The following is a 14,106-nucleotide window of genomic DNA, read 5'->3' as shown; positions in this document are numbered from 1 at the left end:
CAAGGGGCCCTGCCGCCGGGCCCGTGTCGGTGCGGGGCTCGAAAAGACCGGCATAACCCGCGTGCGGTCGGGTAGCCGCGCGCCCATGGCTCCACCACACAGAGGCCCGACTGACACCGACCACATATCCGAACCGACTCCGGGACCCGCCGCCGGGCCCGCCCGCCGGTCGCTGCTCGCGGGGGTCGCGGCGCTCGGCGCGCTGGGCGCCGCCGGCTGCAGCCGCGTGGCCACCGCCTCGGACTCGAACGGCGGTGACCTGCTCGGCCGGATGCGGGCCGCCGGCGTCGTACGCCTGGGCATCGCGGGCGAGATCCCGTTCGGGTACATCGACAAGAACGGCGAACTGACCGGCGAGGCGCCCGAACTGGCCAAGGCGATCTTCAAACGGCTCGGGGTGGACCGGGTGCAGCCCGTGCCGACCGAGTTCGGCTCGCTCATCCCCGGCCTGAACTCCCAGCAGTTCGACGTCGTGGCGGCCGGGATGTACGTCACCCCGGAACGCTGCGAGCAGGTCATCTTCGCCGACCCCGACTACCAGATGCCCGACGCGTTCGTCGTGCGCAAGGGCAATCCCATGGAGCTGCGCGACTACAGGTCGGCGTTCGCGAGGAAGGCGCGGATCGCCACCGGTACGGGCTACGCCCAGATCGAGCACGCCGTCGAGGCCGGGTACCGGCGCGGCGACATCCTGATCGTCCCCGACCAGGTCGCCGGGCTGAACGCCGTCGAGGCCGGGCGGGTCGACTTCTTCGCCGCCACCGCCGTCACCTCCCGCATGGTCGTGCGGGGCTCCGCGAAGGCGGAGGCGACCAGGCCCTTCACCCCGGTCATCGACGGCAAGCCGCAGCTCGCCGGCGGCGCCTTCGCGTTCCGGCCGAACGAGACGAAGCTGCGCGACGCCTTCAACGTGGAGCTGCACAGGATGAAGAAGAGCGGCGAGGTCTTCCGGATCCTCAGGCCGTTCGGCTTCACCCGGGCCGAGATGACCGAGCTGACCGCGAAGGAGCTGTGCGGCGGATGACCTCGGGACTCTGGGAACTGGTACTCACGGGCACCTGGACCACCGTCCAGCTGCTGGTCCTCAGCGCGCTGCTGGCAGCGGCCGTGTCCTTCACCGTCGGGATCGCGCGCACCCACCGGCTGCGGCTCGTGCGCTTCGTCGCGGGTTTCTACACGGAGGTGTTCCGCGGCACCTCGGCCCTGGTGATGATCTTCTGGGTGTTCTTCGTGCTGCCGCTGGCCTTCGGCTGGCAGCTCGTGCCGCTGTGGGCGGGCACCCTGGCTCTGGGGCTGACCTACGGGGCGTACGGCTCGGAGATCGTGCGCGGCGCGCTGAACTCCGTCGACCCGGCGCAGCGTGAGGGCGCAATCGCGCTCAGCTTCACGCCCTGGCAGCGGATGCGGCTGATCCTGCTGCCGCAGGCCGTGCCCGAGATGGTCCCGCCGTTCTCCAACCTGCTGGTCGAACTGCTCAAGGGCACCGCCCTGGTGTCGGTCATGGGCATGGGCGACCTGGCGTTCAGCGGCAACCTGGTGCGGCTCGCGCTGCAGGAGAGCGCGGAGATCTACACGTACGTACTGCTCATCTACTTCGTGATCGCGTTCCTGCTCACCCGCCTGATGCGCGGTCTTGAGCGCCGACTCAAGGCGGGGGTGGCCCGATGAACTGGGACTGGGGAGCCGTCCGCGAGTTCATGCCGCAGTTCTGGGAAGGCCTGCTCGTCACGCTGCAGGCGCTGGTGCTGGGTTCGCTGATCTCGTTCCTGCTGGGGCTGGTGTGGACGCTGCTGATGCGCACGCCGACCCGCTGGGTGCGCTGGCCGGTCGGGGCGTTCACCGAGTTCGTGCGGAACACGCCGCTGCTGGTACAGCTGTTCTTCCTCTTCTACGTGCTGCCCGAGTGGGGCCTGGCGTTCTCCGCGCTGACCACCGGTGTCTTCGCGATCGGCCTGCACTACTCGACGTACACGATGCAGGTCTACCGGGCCGGTATCGAGGCCGTGCCGACCGGGCAGTGGGAGGCCGCGACCGCGCTCAGCCTGCCTGCGGTCCGGACGTGGCAGGTGGTGATCCTGCCGCAGGCGGTCCGCCGGGTGGTGCCGGCGCTCGGGAACTACGTGATCTCGATGCTGAAGGACACGCCGCTGCTCATGACGATCACCGTGCTGGAGATGCTCGGGCAGGCGCGGCTGTTCTCCCAGGAGCACTTCCGGTTCGTCGAGCCCATCACCGTGATCGGCGTGGCCTTCGTCCTCGTCTCGTATCTGGCCTCCGTACTTCTGCGCACCCTGGAGCGACGTCTTGTCCGTTGACACCAACAAGCAGCCCACCGACGGCAACCCGGCCGGCGCCACCCCGCTGGTCCGCCTGGAGCAGGTGACCAAGCGGTTCGGCGACAACCTCGTCCTCGACCACCTCGACTTCTCGGTCGACGCGGGCCGGCACGTCACCCTGATCGGGCCGTCCGGATCGGGCAAGACCACGATCCTGCGGATGCTGATGACCCTGATCAAGCCCGACGAGGGCACGATCACCGTCGGCGGTGACCGGCTCTTCCCCGCGCCGGAGAAGCAGGTCCGGGAGATCCGCAAGAAGATCGGGATGGTCTTCCAGCAGTTCAACCTGTTCCCCAACATGTCCGTGCTGCGCAACGTCACCGAGGCGCCGGTCACCGTGCTCGGCCTGCCGAAGGACGAGGCGGAGGCCCGCGCCCGGGAGCTGCTGGAACTGGTGGGCCTCGCCGACAAGTGCGACGCGCGGCCGTCCCAGCTGTCCGGCGGGCAGCAGCAGCGGGTGGCGATCGCGCGGGCGCTGGCGATGCGGCCGCAGGTGCTGCTCCTCGACGAGGTGACCTCCGCGCTGGACCCGGAGCTGGTCGCGGGCGTGCTGGACGTGCTGCGGGACATCGCGCGCAGCACGGACATCACCATGCTGTGCGTGACCCACGAGATGAACTTCGCCCGGGACATCTCCGACCAGGTCCTGATGTTCGACTCGGGGCGGGTGATCGAGTCGGGCCCGCCGGAGAAGATCTTCGGCGACGCCGAGCACGAGCGGACGCGGGAGTTCCTGAGCGCGGTGCTGTGATTTTTTCCGCCCGTCACACTACGCGCCAGTAGAGTCACCCGAGGTCCGGGCGGCGGGGCATCCCGGCGGCATATGCCAGCTGGCTACGCGCCTGCTGGGAGGGTCGTCATCTCGTCAACTGCCGCTCACTACCGGCCTCTTGCCGGTTATCGTGGAGAGCGAGAGCAGGCCCAGGACGGAAGCGAGCGAGCGCAGGGGGACACCGTGGCGCTGAAGCACGAGCCGACCGCGCCGTACCACTCGGCGCAGGACGCGCTGCGCGTCCTGGAGACGGTGGCACGGCACTCCGCCGGTGTCACCGTCACCGGGATCACCCGCCGGACCGGCCTGCGCGCGGACCGGCTGGACGGCCTGCTGCGGATGCTGCGCCGCGAGGGGTACGTCGACCAGGACGCCGAAGGGGCCTACGTCACCGGTGCCGCGTTCGCCCGCCTCGGCTCCGCGCACCAGCACGACGCGGCCCTGCGCGAGCAGCTCCAGCGCACCCTCGACCGGCTGCGGGACTCCGTCGGCGCGGCCGTCTACATCAGCCGCTACCTCGACGGCGAGGTCCGGGTCACCCAGTACGCGGCGGGCCCGGCCACCCCGGCGGTCAACGAGTGGGTCGACTTCCGCTACTCGGCGCACGCCACCGCGGTCGGCAAGAGCCTGCTCGGCCAGCTGGACCACGACGGCCGCCGCGACCATCTCGCCCGGCACAAGATGGCCCGCCTCACCTCGCGCACGATCACCAGCGACAAGGTGCTGCTCTCCCGGCTGGACGCCCAGCCGCCCACGGTGCCGGTGCTCGACCTCCAGGAGTACGCGATCGGCACGGTGTGCGCGGCCGTCCCGATCACCGCCGGTTCCGCGGTGGGCTGCCTGGCACTGTCACTGCCGGTCGAGCACGCCCACCGGCTGCGCGAGGCGGCGGACACCCTGAACCGCAACGCGGCCCCGGTGCTGCTCTCCCTGGCGATCTAGACCGATCCAGACCCGTGGGGGTGGTCAGGACCACCCCCGCGGACCGGGTAGTATTTTCTACGTCGCCGGCCGCGGAACGCGGGCGGCGGGAGTCACGCGCCGCTAGCTCAGTTGGTTAGAGCAGCTGACTCTTAATCAGCGGGTCCGGGGTTCGAGTCCCTGGCGGCGCACAGCACAGGAGCCCCTCGCGGAAGCGGGGGGCTCCTTCGCGTCCCGGATGTGCTCAGAACGTGACGTCCGAGCAGGCGTAGAACGCGTTGGCGGTGTCGGCGATCGTCCACACCGCGACGATGACGTGCCGGCCGCTGAGCCCGGACGGCAGGGTGCCACTGTGCGAGAGGGTCTGCGGCGGACGCTGACCGTTGTAGGGGACCGTGAGGAACGGGGTCAGGTTGAGGTCGGACCGGGCCAGGTTGTGGTTCTGGTTCCAGCCCGGCTTGGTGACGTAGTACTTGAAGTCGGTCGTGGCGTGCATGGCGGTGAACTGCCAGCGGAACGTGTAGCTCTGGCCACCGTTGACCTTGGTCGCCGGCCAGGCGCCGCCCGACGGGGTGCGCGGGCTGTCGAGCTGGGCGAACGGGGTGTTGTTGCCGGAGCAGATCCGCCCGTCGGCCGGCCCCGAGGAGGGGAAGCCCTTCGGGCCCTCGACGCTCTGCGGCTCCCACTGGATGTTGCCGCAGTTGGTCACCGTGCCGTTCTGGCAGAGCTTCTGCCGGCTGATGGGCAGGTCGGTGTAGCCGTGGCCGCTGGCTCCGCCGGAGGAGAGCACCAGGGCACCGGTGGTCGCCAGACCCACCATCGCGGCGGACAACTTGGTCTTTCTGCGCATACTGCCGCTCCTGGAGAACGTGGGGGAAGTTCACTGAGCTTGCAGGTCTAGACCAAGGCTGAGTTTATTGCTGCGAGTTGAACATGTCCATACCAATCAGTGGCCTGTTTCTGCCCGGCCCGCGCAGAACGCCACCGTCAAGTCCTTCACCAGCACCTTGCGTTCGTGGTCGTCGAGCGCCACCAGCCCTCGCATGGTCAGCCGGGTCACCGTGTCCTCCACCGAGTCCACCACCGACGTCAGCACGCTCGCCCGGTGCTGGGCGTCCAGCGCGGCGATCCGGCGGCGGTGCATCACGTCGGCCACCTCCGGGGCGTACTCCACCCGCACCGGCCGCACCGAGAACACCTCGAGTCCCACCGGCGTCGCGTCCGCCGCCACCAGCCGGGTCAGCGCGTCGGCCGCCGCGTCCACCGCGGGCTTCGCCGCCCCGGGCATCTCCACCGGCACCCGCGCCAGCGCCGCCTCCACGCAGACCCGCAGATACGTCTCGTGGTCCTCGACCGCGAGCACCGCACGCGCGGTGTCCCGCACCCGCCACACCACCAGCACCACCACCCGCAGCGCGACCCCGCTCCCGTCGGCCGCCGGCATCGGCTCGCTGCGCCAGTGCCGCAGCCGTACGTCGACCCTGCGGCGCAGCAGCAGCGGATTGACCCACATCAGACCGGTCCGCCGCACGGTCCCCCGGTAGCGGCCGAACATGCCCAGCACCCAGGCCCGCCCGGTCCGCCCCCGCGCCAGGCCGCCGACCCCGAACAGGCCCAGCGCCCCGGCCCCCGCGTACGCCGCCCACAGCGCAGGACCGGGAGCGGCCCCGGCGGCGGGCAGCCCCAGCGCCGCCGCCACCGCCGGCGGCATCGTGCCCGCCCACCACGAGGTGGCCGCGCACCCGGCCGCACCGGCGGCACCGGCGAGCACCCCCACCGCCGCGGGCATCACCCGCGCGGGCCGCTCCACCAGATCGGGGTCGACGTGCGGCACCGGGCGGGCCCGGGCCGGAACCGGGCGGCGCAGCCGCGGCTGCTCGCCCGTGCCCTGCCGGCGGCCCACCACGGCCGGCCGCAGCTGCACCGACACCGGGTCCGGGTCGTCGCGGAAGAGCAGGTGGACGGGGATCTCCGTGGTGGCCTCGGTGTGGATCACCCGGGTGGGCCGGGCCGGAGCCGGCGGGGCCTGCTCCGCTCCCCCGGGGTCGGGGGTCTGGGGAGTGGTCGTGGTCATGCGTGTCTCCAGCCTCCGCGCCAGATGCGTACGTAGGGGATCAGCGGCTCAGGAGAAGAGCCGGCGCCAGGTCTCCGGCCCCGGGAAGCCGTCGGCGGCGCCGCCCCGCCAGCCCTGGGTGCGCTGGAATGCCTCGACGCCTCGCCGGTCCGCCTCGCCCCAGCGCGGGCCGGGCCCGTTCGGGTAGTGCCTGCCGAACCCCTTCTTCACCAATTGCCTGCCGAGCTGGGTGATGTACGGGTTGTTCGCGCCGGGCCGGAACATGGCACGCCCCGGGTAGCCCGGCACCCCGTGCGAGGCGGGCTGGCCGGGCCCGGCGTGGGGTGCCGGGGCCCGCTTGTCACCCTGCTGCGCGTCGGCCGGGGGCACTGACGGGGTCTGGGGTGGCGTCTCGGGAGGAGTCACGGGCGGGGTCTCCGGTGGGGTGGCGGGCGGGGTCTCCACCACGCCCTTGTAGCGATACGGGACGTAGCGGGCGGAGTTGCTCCAGTAGGCGTACGGGGTCACGGCCCGGCGGGCGTGCGGGCTGGTCGACTCGTAGGCGATGTAGGACGTCCGGGTGTGGTCGCTCCAGCCGCCGAAGAGCACGACGTGGGAGCCGTTCTGCGGGTTGTCCTGGTTGTGGAACAGCAGCATGTCGCCGGGCTGGAGCTCCGCCTTGGCGATGCGGACGCCGAAGGTGTGGAGGGAGCCGGTCCACTCGTTCTGCGGCAGGCTCCAGGCCATCGAGACGTAGCCCGAGCAGTCCTGCCGGTAACCGTCCGACCAGTAGGAGGTCATGCTGTACGGCACCTTCGCGTCGACCCACCTCTGGGCGCGCCTGATGATCTCCTCCCGGGTGATCCCGGGCGTCTTCGCCGCGTCCGACGGCTTGACCGGCGTCCCGGCCGGGCCGTGCAGCGGGGCCGTCCCGCCCTGGGGGGTCCCCGGCTCGTCACCTGCGGGAACGCCGGGCCGGAGGGGAGCGTGGACGGCGGCGACGGCGGGCGCGATCTGCCCTGCGCCGAGGGCGGCGGAGGTCATGGCGGCGAGGGCGAGGGCGCGGCGGGCGGCGGGGTGGGCGAAGGGGCGGTGGGGGGCGGAACGCGGGAGCAGGCGGCGCCAGTGGGCGCATCCGGGGCAGTCGCAGTCGCTCGCGGGATCGATTTCCTCGAACACCGGGGTCTCCATGCGATTCCCCTCACACTCCAGGCGAGATCTTCCGGGCCTATGCACGTTGATCAGTTTCACAACTGTGTTCCGGGTGCGCATGTTGACGGTCCGAATGATGTAAGGCCCCCCACCCCGGGCCCGGCGGGCCGCCCCGCGGTGGCCGGGAGCACTCCCGGAGGTCATGTAGAGTTAACGACGTCAGCAGGCGCCGCTAGCTCAGTTGGTTAGAGCAGCTGACTCTTAATCAGCGGGTCCGGGGTTCGAGTCCCTGGCGGCGCACTCGACGAGCGAGGCCCCTCACATCGGTGAGGGGCCTTCTTCATGGGCGGAGCAGGGTCCTCCCCGGTTATGGCCGGTTACCCTCTGGCCATGGCAGCGCGTGACCTCCAGGAGAGGATCAAGAAGCTCATCGTCGACCGCCGGCTGACCTCCGGGGCGCCGCTGCCGACCGAGCCCGAGCTGATGGCGTTCCTCGGGGCCTCCCGGGTGTTCCGCTGGGACTTGAGCTTGCCGACGGCGTACGTCAGCAGGGCGTACCGCTCCTCGTGGAACTCGCCCGGCGTGCAGCCGTCCACCAGGTGCAGCAGCGCGTCGGGTTCCAGGATCACCGTCGCCGAGCGGTCGCCGACGCCCCGGGCGACGCCGTCGATCCAGGCCCGGTAGGCGTTGCCGTCCGCGGCGCCGCCTTGCGAGTACTGACCGCAGTCGCGGTGCGGGATGTTGTAGAGGACGAGCAGGGCCGTGCGGTCGGCCTGGGCGGCGGCCCCGGTGAAGGCGCGCGCCTCCCGCTCCGGGTCCTCCGGGCCGATCCACTCACCGGTCGGCTGCTGAGCGATCTTCCGGATCTCGTCGGCCTCGGCCCTCCTGCCCTCCCGCGCGTAGTCGGCGACCTGCCCGGCCGCGTTGCCGTGCGGGTTGACCCAGAACGGCGAGTCCTGCTCGGGCTGTTGGGTGATCGCGGCACCGGCGGCGCCGTCGCCGTCCTTGCCGCCGTCGCCGTCCTCGCCGCCGGACGAGCAGCCCGCGATGAGCAGTGCCGCCCCAGCACCACCGCGGTCGCCCGCACTCCGGCCGCCCCCCTGCTGCCGTACGTCCAACTCCCCCTTGGGTGCACCGGTCCGCAAGGCCCAATCCTGGCATACGTCGCGTTGCTCCCACGAGGTCGCCTTCGGACCCGGCCGTGAGCTGTTACAGAGCGGTTCCGGTGAGGTACGCCGAGACGACCACGTTCGCCGTGTAGCTGCCGGTGGCCCGGTCGAAGGTGCCGCCGCAGGTGATCAGCCGCAGCTCGGCGCGCCCCGGCTTCCGTGCGCCGTAGGCCTGGTGGGCGTCGAAGTCGTCCCGGCCGAGGACCGTGACGTCCTCCACGGTGAACTCGGCGATCCTGCCGTCGTCCCGGACGACCCGGACGGTCTGGCCGGGGCGCAGGGCGCCGAGTGCGTGGAAGACGGCGGGGCGGGTCTCCGTGTCGGCGTGGCCCACCATCAGCGCGGTGCCGGCGGTGCCCGGCTCGGCACCGGCGCCGTACCAGCCGACGACTCCCGGCTGGTCGTACGGCGGCGGGTCGGGCGCCCCGTCCGCGTCGAGCCCTCGGGTCACGACCGGTGCCTGGACGCCGAGGCCGGGGATGTCCAGGCGCTGGGGCCGCGCGCCTTTCAGGGGCTCGGCGGCGGGCGGCATGGCGGCGATGGGCGGGCGGCCCACCGCCGCCATGTCGCCTGTGGCGGGCGTGGTGAATCCGTGCCGTACGTCGGTCACCTCACGGCCCCACAGCCACAGCCCGAGCAGCAGCAGCGCCCAGACCACGCCCGTGGCCAGCCGTCCGGTGCCGGTGACACCTTCCCGGGAGGACATGAGCGGTCAACCCGTCCTGCGGTCGCGGCGGCCGCGCAGGCCCATGACGGCGACACCGGCCACGCCGGCCAGGACCAGTCCGGTGACGGTGTGCGCCGCGTCGGGTCCGGCCTGCCGGGCGTCCTCGGTGGCGAACTCCGCGGCGGCGCCGCCGCCCGCCTTGACGGGGGCGACCGGTGAGGCGTGACCGGACGGGGGCGCGACGTCCGACGGGGAGGCCGCGGCGCCGGCGAGGGTGAGCGGGGCGGTGATGGACTTGGGGCCGTCCTCGCCTTCGCAGGTGACCTTGACCTCGTAGGAGTGCTCGCGGCCCAGCGCGGAGCGGACGCGGGTCTCGCCGGTCAGTGTCCCGTCCGAGCCGCTGAGCCGGGCGTCGCTGACGAAGGCTGCCGAGGTGGCGGCGCCCGACCTGCCCGTGCAGCCGGTCACCCGAAGCCCCAGCTCGCTGCCGGGGGACGGGACGGAGGGGCTGACCGAGACACCGTCGTCCGCCGCGTGTGCCGCCGGGGTGAGGGGTGCGGCGGCAGCCATGACGACCGTACAGAGAGTGAGTCGCAGTGAACCCATCGTGAACCTCCAGACTCCTGGAGACTCCCCCGCACGCTCCGCCCCCGCATCCTCAGCGGGGGCGGAACTACTCCGTCCGGGTGGGTTTCACCCCGAGATGACCGGCAGGTGGTTTGGCGCGGCTACACCCGCTCCACGAGGTCGGCGATCGAGTCGACGATCTTCGACGGCCGGTACGGGAAGTCCTCGACCTGCCCGGGCCGGGTCAGGCCGGTGAGGACCAGGAAGGTCTGCATGCCGGCCTCCATGCCCGCCAGCACGTCGGTGTCCATCCGGTCGCCGATCATGGCGCTCGTCTCGGAGTGGGCGCCGATCGCGTTGAGACCCGTGCGCATCATCAGGGGGTTCGGCTTGCCCGCGAAGTAGGGCTTGCGGCCGGTGGCCTGGGTGATCAGCGCGGCGACGGCGCCGGTCGCGGGGAGCGGTCCCTCGGTGGAGGGGCCGGTCTCGTCCGGGTTGGTGCAGATGAAGCGGGCGCCGCCGAGGATGAGCCGGACGGCCTTGGTCATGGCTTCGAAGGAGTACGTCCGGGTCTCGCCGAGGACGACGTAGTCCGGCTCGTGGTCGGTGAGGATGTACCCGATGTCGTGCAGCGCGGTGGTCAGGCCCGCCTCGCCGATCACATAGGCCGAGCCGCCCGGCCGCTGGTCGTCCAGGAACTTCGCCGTGGCCAGCGCGGACGTCCAGATGTTCTCGATCGGCACGTCCAGGCCCATCCGGCGGAGCCGGGCGTGCAGGTCGCGCGGGGTGTACATGGAGTTGTTGGTGAGCACCAGGAAGGGCTTGCCGGACTCCCGCAGCTTCTTGATGAAGGAGTCGGCGCCGGGGATCGGGACACCCTCGTGGATCAGCACTCCGTCCATGTCGGTGAGCCATGAGTCGATGGGCTTGCGTTCTGCCATGTGCGTCGATCACTCCTGGCGTGGTGCGAAAAGGCGGGGGCGCCGGAACCGCGGCGTACCGACGCCCCCAGCGTAGTCAGGACTGGGTGATCCTGACCCCGTCGATCACCCAGTACCAGTTGTTGCCCGCCGTGTAACGGAAACGGACGCGGGCCGTCGTGGTGCCGCCGGGGATCCGCAGGGAGGGCAGCACGCTCGACCGGTTCGTGGCGATGGAGGCGCCGAGGACTACGAGCAGCGGCAGGGCGAACAGGGGCAGGAAGAGGAGGAGGAAGACGGCCCACACGGTCCACTTCGATCAGCCGGTCGAGCCGCGCCTTGACCGCGTAGTACTTGGGGATGCGGCCGTGTTCCGGGATGCCGTGGCGGACGGGGGCGCCGGGGGCCTGGTCGTTCGGGTAGTCCAACCAGGGATCGTCGCACGGGCGGCACCCGGGCTCAGCGGCGCCTGCGCACCATCACCAGGGCGGCACCGGTGACGATCAGCAGGAAGGAGGTCGCGGCGAGGGCGCCGCGGGGGGTGGTGAGGCCGGTGCGGGCGAGTTCGTCGGCGAAGGAGAGACCGCTGTCGGGGGCGGTGGACGCCGCCGCCGAGGGGTCGTCCCCGTCCGCCTCGGCGCTGCCCTCCGGCTCGGCGCTGCCCTCCGTCTCCGTCTCCGACTCCGCCCGCACCCGGAACCGGTAGTCGTTCGACTGCCCGACCCAGTCGCCGTCGTCCTCGCGCCGCTGCACGACGGCCGCGTTGGCGGTGACGTCGTTCGCCACGGCGTCGGAGGTGAACGCCAGCCGTACCCGCACGCTGAGGGTCCGCCCCGGCTGCACGGTCAAGCCCGCGAACCCCTCGTCGAAGACCCCGACCAGCTCGTCCCGGTCGGTCCGCTCGAACCGCACCGCGCGGGGCCGCGCCCCCTCGTAGAACTCCAGCCGCGGCTGCGAGGGCGTCAGCGCCCGCTCGCCGTCGACGAGGACGACGACCGGGTGGATGCCGGTGCAGGCGCTGCGGGTGGTGTTGCCCAGCTCGATGGACCAGGTCCCGAACCCGCCCCCGGCCTCGTAGGACCCCGGCCCGCCGACGATGCGCGTGGTGATCGGGAACTGCCGGTCGTCCGCGGCGGCGCACTGGGGCGCGGGGACCGCGTGCAGGGCGCGCGCGGCGGGCGTGTGCGCCGGCGGGACGGACGGTGTGCGCACCGGCGACACGGACGCGGGGAGCGTGTGCACCGGCGATACCTCCGTGCGAGCCGCGTGCACGGGCGACGCGGCTCCACCGAGGAGGGTGGCGGCTGCGGCGAGACAGAGGGAGACGGGCGTGCACAGTCGCATGTCTCCATTGCGCGCCGCCCGCCTGCGGCTCGGCGAGAACACCGCGCCGTACGGCCCAACAGGTCCGCCCGATCGGGCAGACCGGCCACCGCGCTCCTGCGGCTACGACGGCGTCGGCAGCGTGAGGATCTCGGCTCCGTCCTCGGTGATGGCGATCGTGTGCTCGCTGTGCGCCGTCCGGCAGCCCGTCGCACTGCGCAGCGTCCATCCGTCGGCGTCGACGACGAGCTCGGCGGTGTCGGCCATGACCCACGGCTCCAGCGCCAGCAGCAGTCCGGGGCGGAGTGTGTAGCCACGGCCGGGTCGCCCGGTGTTCGCGACGTGCGGGTCCTGGTGCATCGTCGACCCGATGCCATGGCCCCCGAATTCGGTGTTGATCCGGTACCCGGCTTTTCCGAGCACCGTGCCGATGGCGTGGGAGATGTCGCCGACACGGGCTCCGGGGCGGGCGGCGGCGATCCCTGCGGCCAGTGCGCGCTCGGTCGCCTCTATCATCGCGATGCTCTCCGGGGGCCGCGCATCGCCCACGACGAAGCTGATGGCGGCGTCAGCCGCGGTGCCGCGCCTGGAGACGGCGAGGTCGAGGGTGAGCAGGTCGCCGTCGGCGAGCGTGTGGTCGTAGGGGCGGGCGTGAAGCACCGCGTCGTTGACTGCCGTGCAGATGTGGTGGCCGAACGGGCCGCGTCCGAAGGACGGCGCGTAGTCGACGTAGCAGGACGAGGCCCCCGCCTCGGCGATCATGGCCTTGGCCCACCGGTCGATGTCCAGGAGGTTCGTGCCGGCCGAGCACCGGCCCTTCAGTGTCTGCAGGATGTCTGCGACCAGGGCGCCGGTGTCCTTCGCCCGGGCCAGCAGGGAGGGGTTCAGGATCTCGATCATGTGCCACTTTCCTCGCGGAACCAATAACTATACCGGTAAAACTATACCGGTATTTGAATGGCGTCCGTGCGCCGGCGGCGGGGCCGTCGGCGGTCCGCTCCGCAGGCCGGGACGGTGGCGGTGGCGGCTCCGTGAGGGCCGGTGCGTGGCCGGGAAGGGTGAGGCCGGCGATGGCCTGCCGAGGGCGCGCCGGCCGGCCCCTCACATCCCACCCCGCCCGAACAACGGCGCCAGCAGCAGCTGTGCCGCGCCCTCGGCGACCACGCGCCGCCCGCCCTCCGCGATCCGGACCGGCACCGCGTCCTCCCCGGTCCGCCGGGCGCGTTCGTCCAGGACTCCGGCGACGCCGCGGGCGAACGGCTCCGGCTCGGCAGCGACGACGCGGCCGCCGAGCAGCACGAAGTCCACGTCGAGGAGTGCGACCAGGTTGCTCGCGCCGACCCCCAGGACGCGCGCCGCCTCCGCCACGTCCCCGCGTGCCACGGCGTCGAGACACAGCGCCTCGAGGCAGCCGCGGTTGCCGCACCCGCACACCGGCCCGTCCAGCTGCACGACCTGGTGCCCGAACTCCCCCGCCTGGGTCCGCGCCCCGCGGTGCACCGCGCCCCCGATCACCAGCCCGCACCCGAGGCCCGCCGCGAAGTGCAGGTACGCGAAGGATCCGCCCCCACCCGCCACGGCCAGCCGCAGGGCGGCGGCGTTGGTGTCCTTGTCGACGACCACCGGCAGCCCCAGCCGGCGTCCCAGCACCTCGCGCAGCGGAAAGCCGTCCCACTCGGGGAACCCGGTGACCCGGTGCAGCACCCCGTGGACATGGTCCAGCGGACCGGGCAGGGCGATTCCGGCCCCGAGCAGCGAGCGCACCCAGCCGGCCCCGGCACCGCCGAGGACCTCCGTGACGAGCCCGGCCACGTCCCCCACGACGATCTCCGCTCCCGCCCCGAGGTCCATCTCCGTGCGCCGCTCCTCCACCACCGTGCCGGCCAGGTCGACCAGCACCACGCACAGCTCGTCCCGGTCCAGGTGCACCCCCACGGCATGCCCGGCGCCCGGCACCAGCCGCAGCACCGTCCGCGGCTTGCCTCCGGTGGACACGAGGCGCCCCGCCTCCGTCAGCAGCCCCTCGTCCCGCAGCCGGGCGGTGATCTTGCTGACGGCCTGGGGTGTCAGTCCGGTCCGCTCGGCGAGCTCCAGCCGGCTGACCCCCTCCGTCCCTGCCCTGCGCAGGAGTTCGAGGACGAGCGCGGCGTTGTGACTGCGCACCGCCGGCAGGTTCGCCCCCAGTCGCACATCGGGCCGCGCGCCCCGCCCCGCGCCCGCTCC

15 protein-coding genes, 2 tRNA genes and 3 pseudogenes are annotated in these 14,106 nt (G+C 72.3%); 8 read left to right on the top strand and 12 right to left on the bottom strand.

The features are described from left to right. Positions 1-85: 85 nt before the first annotated feature. The 6 genes from ehuB to ACGF8A_RS06315 all read left to right on the top strand — a co-directional run bounded on the left by ehuB (position 86) and on the right by ACGF8A_RS06315 (position 4,223). Positions 86-1,024, top strand: a complete 939-nt coding sequence (gene ehuB / locus ACGF8A_RS06340; protein ID WP_393104792.1) for an ectoine/hydroxyectoine ABC transporter substrate-binding protein EhuB — start codon at positions 86-88, stop codon at positions 1,022-1,024. Further along, complete coding sequence (gene ehuC / locus ACGF8A_RS06335) at positions 1,021-1,668, top strand: ectoine/hydroxyectoine ABC transporter permease subunit EhuC (protein WP_393104790.1); 648 nt, start codon at positions 1,021-1,023, stop codon at positions 1,666-1,668. The genes ehuB and ehuC overlap by 4 nt, the downstream gene beginning before the upstream one ends. Continuing rightward, complete coding sequence (gene ehuD / locus ACGF8A_RS06330; protein WP_393104788.1) at positions 1,665-2,315, top strand: ectoine/hydroxyectoine ABC transporter permease subunit EhuD; 651 nt, start codon at positions 1,665-1,667, stop codon at positions 2,313-2,315. The genes ehuC and ehuD overlap by 4 nt, the downstream gene beginning before the upstream one ends. After that, positions 2,305-3,090: an ectoine/hydroxyectoine ABC transporter ATP-binding protein EhuA gene (gene ehuA / locus ACGF8A_RS06325; RefSeq protein WP_393104786.1), complete on the top strand. Its 786-nt coding sequence runs from the start codon at positions 2,305-2,307 to the stop codon at positions 3,088-3,090. The genes ehuD and ehuA overlap by 11 nt, the downstream gene beginning before the upstream one ends. Before the next feature lie 204 nt (positions 3,091-3,294). Continuing rightward, positions 3,295-4,053, top strand: coding sequence for an IclR family transcriptional regulator (locus ACGF8A_RS06320; RefSeq protein WP_393104784.1), 759 nt, complete (start codon positions 3,295-3,297; stop codon positions 4,051-4,053). 96 nt (positions 4,054-4,149) lie between these two features. After that, positions 4,150-4,223 (top strand) — tRNA-Lys (locus tag ACGF8A_RS06315). A 53-nt stretch (positions 4,224-4,276) separates the two neighbouring features. Here the strand turns inward: ACGF8A_RS06315 and ACGF8A_RS06310 are convergent. The 3 genes from ACGF8A_RS06310 to ACGF8A_RS06300 form a co-directional block, all read right to left on the bottom strand. Beyond that, positions 4,277-4,882: a lytic polysaccharide monooxygenase gene (locus tag ACGF8A_RS06310; protein WP_393104782.1), complete on the bottom strand. Its 606-nt coding sequence runs from the start codon at positions 4,880-4,882 to the stop codon at positions 4,277-4,279. A 96-nt stretch (positions 4,883-4,978) separates the two neighbouring features. After that, positions 4,979-6,106, bottom strand: coding sequence for an SPFH domain-containing protein (locus tag ACGF8A_RS06305; protein WP_393104780.1), 1,128 nt, complete (start codon positions 6,104-6,106; stop codon positions 4,979-4,981). Between the two features lie 48 nt (positions 6,107-6,154). Beyond that, a complete protein-coding gene (locus ACGF8A_RS06300; protein ID WP_393104778.1) occupies positions 6,155-7,276 on the bottom strand; it encodes a peptidoglycan-binding protein in 1,122 nt (373 codons plus the stop codon). A 187-nt stretch (positions 7,277-7,463) separates the two neighbouring features. On the opposite strand from ACGF8A_RS06300, the gene ACGF8A_RS06295 reads away from it, so the two are divergent. Together ACGF8A_RS06295 and ACGF8A_RS06290 are read left to right on the top strand one after the other, a co-directional pair. Beyond that, positions 7,464-7,537: transfer RNA gene (locus tag ACGF8A_RS06295), tRNA-Lys, on the top strand. A 90-nt stretch (positions 7,538-7,627) separates the two neighbouring features. Beyond that, a pseudogene (locus tag ACGF8A_RS06290) lies at positions 7,628-7,744 on the top strand (GntR family transcriptional regulator); the annotation flags it as partial. A 59-nt stretch (positions 7,745-7,803) separates the two neighbouring features. Here ACGF8A_RS06290 and ACGF8A_RS06285 read toward each other — a convergent pair. The 9 genes and pseudogenes from ACGF8A_RS06285 to ACGF8A_RS06245 form a co-directional block, all read right to left on the bottom strand. Beyond that, a pseudogene (locus tag ACGF8A_RS06285) lies at positions 7,804-8,355 on the bottom strand (glycoside hydrolase family 6 protein); the annotation flags it as partial. A gap of 91 nt (positions 8,356-8,446) precedes the next feature. Next, on the bottom strand, positions 8,447-9,112 hold the full coding sequence (locus ACGF8A_RS06280) for a class F sortase (protein ID WP_393104776.1): 666 nt from the start codon (positions 9,110-9,112) through the stop codon (positions 8,447-8,449). A 6-nt stretch (positions 9,113-9,118) separates the two neighbouring features. Then, a complete protein-coding gene (locus tag ACGF8A_RS06275) occupies positions 9,119-9,643 on the bottom strand; it encodes a hypothetical protein (RefSeq protein WP_393104774.1) in 525 nt (174 codons plus the stop codon). A 158-nt stretch (positions 9,644-9,801) separates the two neighbouring features. Then, positions 9,802-10,581, bottom strand: a complete 780-nt coding sequence (locus ACGF8A_RS06270) for an HAD-IIA family hydrolase (protein WP_393104772.1) — start codon at positions 10,579-10,581, stop codon at positions 9,802-9,804. A gap of 76 nt (positions 10,582-10,657) precedes the next feature. Continuing rightward, positions 10,658-10,867, bottom strand: coding sequence for a hypothetical protein (locus ACGF8A_RS06265; RefSeq protein WP_393105152.1), 210 nt, complete (start codon positions 10,865-10,867; stop codon positions 10,658-10,660). 10 nt (positions 10,868-10,877) lie between these two features. Further along, a pseudogene (locus ACGF8A_RS06260) lies at positions 10,878-10,988 on the bottom strand (GntR family transcriptional regulator); the annotation flags it as partial. A 31-nt stretch (positions 10,989-11,019) separates the two neighbouring features. After that, on the bottom strand, positions 11,020-11,904 hold the full coding sequence (locus ACGF8A_RS06255) for a hypothetical protein (protein ID WP_393104770.1): 885 nt from the start codon (positions 11,902-11,904) through the stop codon (positions 11,020-11,022). A 102-nt stretch (positions 11,905-12,006) separates the two neighbouring features. Next, positions 12,007-12,783, bottom strand: a complete 777-nt coding sequence (gene map, locus ACGF8A_RS06250) for a type I methionyl aminopeptidase (protein ID WP_393104768.1) — start codon at positions 12,781-12,783, stop codon at positions 12,007-12,009. Between the two features lie 201 nt (positions 12,784-12,984). Next, the gene (locus ACGF8A_RS06245; RefSeq protein WP_393105144.1) at positions 12,985-14,067 is read right to left on the bottom strand and encodes an ROK family protein; all 1,083 of its coding nucleotides are present in this window, start codon (positions 14,065-14,067) and stop codon (positions 12,985-12,987) included. Positions 14,068-14,106 lie beyond the last annotated feature (39 nt).

Source organism: Streptomyces sp. NPDC047706 (assembly GCF_043204795.1).
Taxonomy (GTDB): domain Bacteria; phylum Actinomycetota; class Actinomycetes; order Streptomycetales; family Streptomycetaceae; genus Streptomyces.
Note: the sequence above shows the minus strand (reverse complement) of the source record. Positions and strands in the feature narration are given on the sequence as shown.